The organism is Corynebacterium sp. HMSC063A05 (assembly GCF_001809695.1).
GTDB classification, from domain to species: Bacteria; Actinomycetota; Actinomycetes; order Mycobacteriales; family Mycobacteriaceae; genus Corynebacterium; species Corynebacterium amycolatum.
In genome coordinates, this window is the sequence record NZ_KV798500.1 from 385,626 (window position 1) to 391,625 (window position 6,000).

Annotated in this window: 5 protein-coding genes and 1 tRNA gene; 5 read left to right on the forward strand and 1 reads right to left on the reverse strand. The window is 58.2% G+C overall.

Annotated elements, in window-relative coordinates:
- Positions 1-180 precede the first annotated feature (180 nt).
- Complete coding sequence (locus tag HMPREF2651_RS05565; protein WP_049180716.1) at positions 181-2,589, forward strand: transglycosylase domain-containing protein; 2,409 nt, start codon at positions 181-183, stop codon at positions 2,587-2,589.
- Between the two features lie 116 nt (positions 2,590-2,705).
- Here the strand turns inward: HMPREF2651_RS05565 and HMPREF2651_RS05570 are convergent, their stop codons facing one another.
- Positions 2,706-3,167: a GatB/YqeY domain-containing protein gene (locus HMPREF2651_RS05570; RefSeq protein WP_005511696.1), complete on the reverse strand. Its 462-nt coding sequence runs from the start codon at positions 3,165-3,167 to the stop codon at positions 2,706-2,708.
- Between the two features lie 39 nt (positions 3,168-3,206).
- Here HMPREF2651_RS05570 and HMPREF2651_RS05575 point away from each other — a divergent pair, with 39 nt between their 5' ends.
- The 4 genes from HMPREF2651_RS05575 to HMPREF2651_RS11220 all read left to right on the forward strand — a co-directional run bounded on the left by HMPREF2651_RS05575 (position 3,207) and on the right by HMPREF2651_RS11220 (position 5,878).
- Positions 3,207-4,142 carry a metallophosphoesterase gene (locus HMPREF2651_RS05575; protein ID WP_049180715.1) on the forward strand — a complete coding sequence of 312 codons (936 nt, stop codon included), beginning with the start codon at positions 3,207-3,209 and terminating at the stop codon, positions 4,140-4,142.
- Between the two features lie 203 nt (positions 4,143-4,345).
- A tRNA-Pro gene (locus HMPREF2651_RS05580) sits at positions 4,346-4,422 on the forward strand.
- Positions 4,423-5,180: 758 nt separating this feature from the next.
- The gene (locus HMPREF2651_RS05590; RefSeq protein ID WP_049180713.1) at positions 5,181-5,534 is read left to right on the forward strand and encodes a hypothetical protein; all 354 of its coding nucleotides are present in this window, start codon (positions 5,181-5,183) and stop codon (positions 5,532-5,534) included.
- Between the two features lie 200 nt (positions 5,535-5,734).
- Entirely contained in the window at positions 5,735-5,878 is a 144-nt protein-coding gene (locus tag HMPREF2651_RS11220) for a hypothetical protein (protein ID WP_153246014.1), read from the forward strand.
- Positions 5,879-6,000: the final 122 nt, after the last annotated feature.

Below are 6,000 nucleotides of genomic sequence, written 5' to 3' on the forward strand. Positions count from 1 at the left end.
GTGATTTGCGTCACTATGAAAATCTTTTTCCGGAAACTACTACACGACGAGTTGCGCGGTGTTGTAAAGGCATTCGTAGCGCCCCTCCCCGCTCGCCAGGCGTTTTACTGGACTCCCCGGGCATGTCACTAGGTGGATTTTCGAAAACCTACTTCGGCTCAATCCGCCCTACCTTGTAGTGTGATTGCTGTGAATAAAGGTTCGACGCTGTTCAAGCTCTCCGTTGCCACTGTGTTGGCAGCGTTGATTATGGCCAGCGCCCTCTTTCCTCTTGTGGGCGGCTCGGCCTACCTCGTTGCGCGCACGGCTGATGAATTCGCGTCGGCGTCGCGGTCGGTGATTTCTAAGGACGCACCAGGGGTCACCACTATTACGGATCGTAATGATCAGCCAATTGCGTGGCTCTATGATCAGAGGCGGGTTAATGTGCCGTCGGAACGCATCTCGCCAGCTATGAAGGACGCACTGGTCAGCGTGGAGGATAGGCGCTTTTATGAGCACTCTGGTGTGGACTGGAAGGGTACTGCTCGTGCGGCGGTAAAGAACTTCATGTCTCAGTCGGTGCAGGAAGGCGCCTCCACGATTGAGCAGCAGTTGATTAAGAACCACACGCTGCTCGTGGACGCGCAGTCGGAGTCGGAGCGCCGCGCTGCTACTGCCACGGATTATGGCCGCAAGATCCGCGAGATTCGCATCGCGTTGGATCTGGAAGATGAGCTGACGAAAGACGAGATTCTGACCAAGTATTTAAACTTGGTCCCCTTCGGCAATGGCGCTTTCGGCGTGGAAGCTGCAGCTCAGACCTACTTCGGCATTCCCGCGTCCGATCTGAATGTTCCGCAGGCCGCTCTGCTCGCGGGCATGGTTCAGCAGTCTTCCGGGCTCGATCCGTATACAAATCCGGAAGGTGCGCATGCACGGCGTAACGACGTGCTTGCGGCTATGGAATCCACGGGGGCAATTGGCCCGCAGGAGGCTCAGGACGCCAAGGCAGCTGATCTCGGTATTCTTCCGGAGCCTCAGCGCCTGCCGCAGGGTTGCATCGCGGCGGGCGATCGCGGTTTCTTCTGTGACTATGTGGTCTCTTACCTGGAGAACCACGGTATTGATGCCGAAAAGCTGAAGCGCGGTGGCTTCCATGTGAAGACCACACTGGACCCGCGTGTGCAGGACAGCGTGCAGGAGTCTCTGCGTCAGCAGGCGTCACCGACTGCGGATGGCGCAGCTGAGGTTATGAGTTTGCTTGAGCCTGGGGATGACTCCAGGAGGTTGCTCGCGATGGCGTCGTCACGCGTATACGGCCTCGATGCGGAGCAAATGCAGACCGTGCAGCCGCAGCCATTTACGCCGGTAGGCAATGGCGCGGGCTCGATTTTTAAGATTTTCGCGGCAACGTCGGCGGTGGAAAAGGGGCTGGGTATTGATACCCACTTCCCGGTGCCGCGTCGTTATGAGGCCTCCGGGCTGGGCACCGGTGGCGCAGAGGGCTGCCCGCCGGGCCTGTACTGCGTGGAGAACGTAGGCAGTTTCCCGCAGTCGATGTCACTGCGTGAGACGCTCGCGCGATCACCGAATACTCCTTTTATTCAGATTTCGGAGCTGGTCGGCGTTGATGGCGTGATGGACATGGCAGTACGCCTGGGCATGCGCTCATACACGGAGCCGGGCAGTTTCGATGGTGAGTCCTCGGTGGCGGACTATGTCTCGGAGCACAAGCTCGGCTCGTTCGTGCTGGGTCCAACGTCGGTGAATAACCTTGAGCTGTCCAATGTCGCTGCCACCCTGGCCAGTAATGGCCGCTGGTGCGAGCCCTCTCCAATTGAGTCGATCACGGACTCCAAGGGCAATGCGGTCAAGCTGAATGTGCCACCGTGCGAGCAGGCGGTGGAGCCGGGGGTTGCGCACGCAATCGCTAATGCGCTCAGCAATGATGCCACCGATGGCACTGCGAAGGATGCCGCGAAAGAGCTGAATTGGGACGGCCCAGTCGCGGCTAAGACCGGTACCACCGAGTCGAACCAGTCCGCGGCATTCCTGGGCTTCACCGGCGGTCTGGCCGGATCGGTGTACGCCTACAACGACACCCCGACTGTCACGGAGCTGTGCACGTCACCGCTGCGGCAGTGCCCAAGCGGCAACCTCTTTGGTGGTCGTGAGCCCGCGCGGACATGGTTTGGTGCAGTCGGCCCGGTTATCGAGGACTATGGCGGAAAGAACCTCCCCCCATTGGATTCGGACTACGGCCTGGGCACCTCTATCACCCAAATGCCGAATGTGGTGGGCATGCAGAAGGCCGAGGCTCGGGAGACCCTTAAGAAGGCTGGCTACAAGGTAGAGGAACGCACGGTGTCCCGCACGGGTGAGTCGCGCGGAATCGTGGTCGGGCTGGATCAGCCGCCACTACTTCTTAAGGGGGGCACCGTCACAATCCGCGTGGCCGATGGCACCCGTCGTCCGACCCCGCCACCAGCGCCGTCGCCGCGACCGGAGTCGACGACGCCCCGGCCGGATCCACTACCGCAGTTCCCTCGCCCGAACACTCCACCGGCGCCGAGCTTGCGGGATTTGATTCCGCTGCTGCCGTTCTAAAAGCTGCCGTTATCGAAGCTACGGTTCTAGAAGCTGCCGGTTTAAAAAAATGGCCGCGGCAACTTGCTAAAAGTCACCGCGGCACTGAAACACTGAAGGAACCCCGAGAGGTCGCGCTAGCCCTGCAGGGCAGCCTTAACGGCCTCGGAGAGCCGCTTGCCATCGACCTGGCCAGCGGCCTTTTCCTTTGCCACCTTCATAACCTGCCCCATAATCTTCATGCTCGGCGCGTCATCGCCAGCAACCTCGGCCACGGATTCTGCGACGAGGTTCTTCACAGCGTCGTCGTCAAGCTGTTCCGGCTGGTAACGGGCGAAAACCTCTGCTTCGGCGAGCTCGGCGTCGGCAAGTTCCTGGCGGCCGTTCTCGGCGTACATCTCAGCGGACTCGCGACGCTTCTTGACCTCCCGCTCAATCACACGCAGCACTTCTTCATCGGTGAGCTCGTGCTTGGAGCCGGAGACCTCCTCGGTCTGGATGGCGGCCTTCAGCATGCGCAGCGCCGCAACGGTTTCCTTGTCGCGGGCCTTCATTGCGGCGGTCATATCGGAGACAATTGTGTTCTTCAGTTCACTCATACGCCCTAGATTACCGCTGTAGTTGATAGTGTCTCTGTCATGACATCGCGCGCTTTTTCCAACCGAATTCTGCGGTCTGCCGCAGCTATCGCCACGCTCGGCTTGACGACGTTCATCTACGCGAACCAAATCGAATTGCGCGCATTTAAACTCCACCGCGTTCAAGTTCCCGTGCTGACACCCGGCACACTCGCCCGGGCGGGAAAGCGCGAGGGCGAGTCTTTCCGGATTCTGCATGTCTCCGACTTCCACATGCTCCCCGACCAGAAGTTGAAGCAGAAGTGGGTTGCCAGCCTCGATGCTCTGAACCCTGACCTGGTGATTAATACCGGCGACAACCTGGGCAGCGACAAGGCCGTTCCCAGTGTCCTCGCAGCGCTCGGCCCCCTACTGAACCGTCCGGGTGCCTTCGTGTTTGGCACCAATGACTACTTCGCGCCGCGGCCCGTAAATCCGCTGAAGTACCTGACGGGCAAGAAGCGCAAGCCCTCACGTGTCGAACTACCGTGGCGCGGCATGCGCGCTGCGTTTATCGAGCACGGCTGGCAGGATGCCACCCATGCCCGACTGGAGTTTGTCGCGGGCGGAGTGAAGGTGGCACTGTCCGGTGTGGATGACCCTCATCACGAGTTGGAGGATTATTCGCAGATCGCCGGTGCCCCGAATGCGGATGCCGACATCGCTATCGGCCTGTCGCACTCGCCGGAGCCCCACGTGTTGGATGCTTTTGCGGACGATGGCTACGACCTGGTGCTTTCTGGTCATACCCACGGTGGCCAGGTGTGCCTGCCCGGAGGGAAGGCCATTGTGACCAACTGCGGTATCGACCGCTCGCGGGCCTCGGGATTGTCGCGCTGGACCGAGAAGACGTGGCTGCACGTCTCCAATGGCCTTGGCACTTCCCCCTACGCCCCGGTGCGCCTGTTCTGCCGCCCATCCGCGACCTTGATTGAGATTGTGGAGCGGGATTCGTAGTTTCCAGTTCGTAGTTCGTAGTTCGTACGGGTCCGGTTCGTAGTTCGTAGTCCGTAGTCCGTAGTTCGTCGGGTGCGACAGAGACCGCGACTTGGCCCCGCAGCCTGTTAAGCAGGCGTTTTGCATTCTGACTCAGCGTCGGGCTAAAGTAAGTCCTCGCAAGCACAGCGCTGGAGCTATGCTCTAGCTTGTGTCTGTGGCCTCGGGGTATGGCGCAGCTTGGTAGCGCGCTTCGTTCGGGACGAAGAGGCCGTGGGTTCAAATCCCGCTACCCCGACCATTTAGAACAGGTTGGTGATTTGCACTTTTCAGAAGTGTGGATTGCCAGCCTGTTTTTCTATGCGCATCCTGTCACCCGTTTGTCACCTATTCATCCGTTCGTATGCTGCCAGGTCGATTCCCATCCCCGAATAAGTGGCGTGAATCGCAGTAGTTTCAAGATTTGCATGTCCAGGCCAATATCGGACGGTATTTACCGGCACTTCCCTTCCGAGCCAGTTACAAGCCGCACTATGCCGCAGATCGTGCACAACGAACCGGCCGTCACGACTCCCAAGTTTCGAGCTCCTTTGTCGTCCGCATCAAGCTTCGACGTCTTCGAGAAATTCGAGGTCTGCCCCAAGATTGAGCCATTGCACGGCTCGGACCTCTCGACTCGCTGTCAGCATCCTCGAAAAAATCGAGAACGACGATAGAGCAATCACCATTGAGGAACTCGTTCAGCTGTCCGTTGCCTACCAAGTACCAATTCAGGCAATCGTCACACCGTGGGAATCCTTGGGAATGGAAAAGCGCCCACTACCGTCCGGAGCCGATCGGAACAGTTCCGAAGGGAACATCCAGAAGTGGTTGTTCCATGGCAATTACCCCACATATCCAGACGTCATCACACGAGACGGATCCTCGCTTGAAGGTGCTACCAGCACCTTGATGTCCAGTGCCCCCACCGCACTCAACGAACTAGCGAAATCCCCCACCCCAAAGACTTATTAAAAACTCACGAATGAAGCACTTAAAGGGGTTCAAATTCCGATTCAGGTGGCAATCACTTCATTCATTGATGAGGTTTCACAATGGATCGGATTCGATCCATTTACATACTTCGATGATTTCGAGAACAACTCCCAGTCACTTTGGCCTCCGGATTTGGAAGAACAGCTCTTTGCCACTGAGCTACCTGATGCTGCTAAAAAGCTAGAGTTACTCAAGCAAGCGCATAATACCGTCAAGCACCTACTACACGAAGCCAAAGATGGTCTATTAACAGACCGTCGCTGCACCACGCTGGAATTCCCAGCCTGCGTCGAAGAATGGGTACAGCCTCAAGCGATAAAACTCATAAATTGGACTCGAATTGAATTGGCGATCGAACATGCAATTAAAAAGCAGTAGGCCTCATCAATCAACGGGTTTTCGCAGCTGATACCGTTAGGTTAGATTTAGCCTCACCTAGCGAAGGCAAAGGAAGAATGGAGAACATTTCGCCGTCTGGAAATGGGACGCTCGAATCCATCGCACGGAGAATCGGTGATTTTATACAGGATCGAAATTAACCAGCATCTGGGCCGGGCTAGTTTTTAGGACCGGGTGGTTTGAGTGCCTTCCTGGGTTTGGACCTCTGGTTCGCCTCCGCGCAGCTGACAGGCACGGTGCTGCGGGATATTCCCGTCGATGACTCCGGGCAAGCCTCCGCAACGCAAAGCACCGTGCTCCTGGGGCAGCGGTGCGGGCCTTAAGCGAAGGCATGGCCAACGCCGCGCAGTGGTCGCTCTTCGCCGCCACCGCATTCCTCGCTCTGGGCTTTGTTGGTGCACTTAGGGTTCGCTGTGCTGCGGGGGAGAAGGGTGCCCCCCCCCCC

Bases quoted from the DNA above. Each gene is read 5' to 3' on its own strand.
- HMPREF2651_RS05570 (WP_005511696.1), bottom strand. From the start codon at position 3,167: ATGAGTGAACTGAAGAACACAATTGTCTCCGATATGACCGCCGCAATG.
- HMPREF2651_RS05575 (WP_049180715.1), top strand. From the start codon at position 3,207: ATGACATCGCGCGCTTTTTCCAACCGAATTCTGCGGTCTGCCGCAGCT.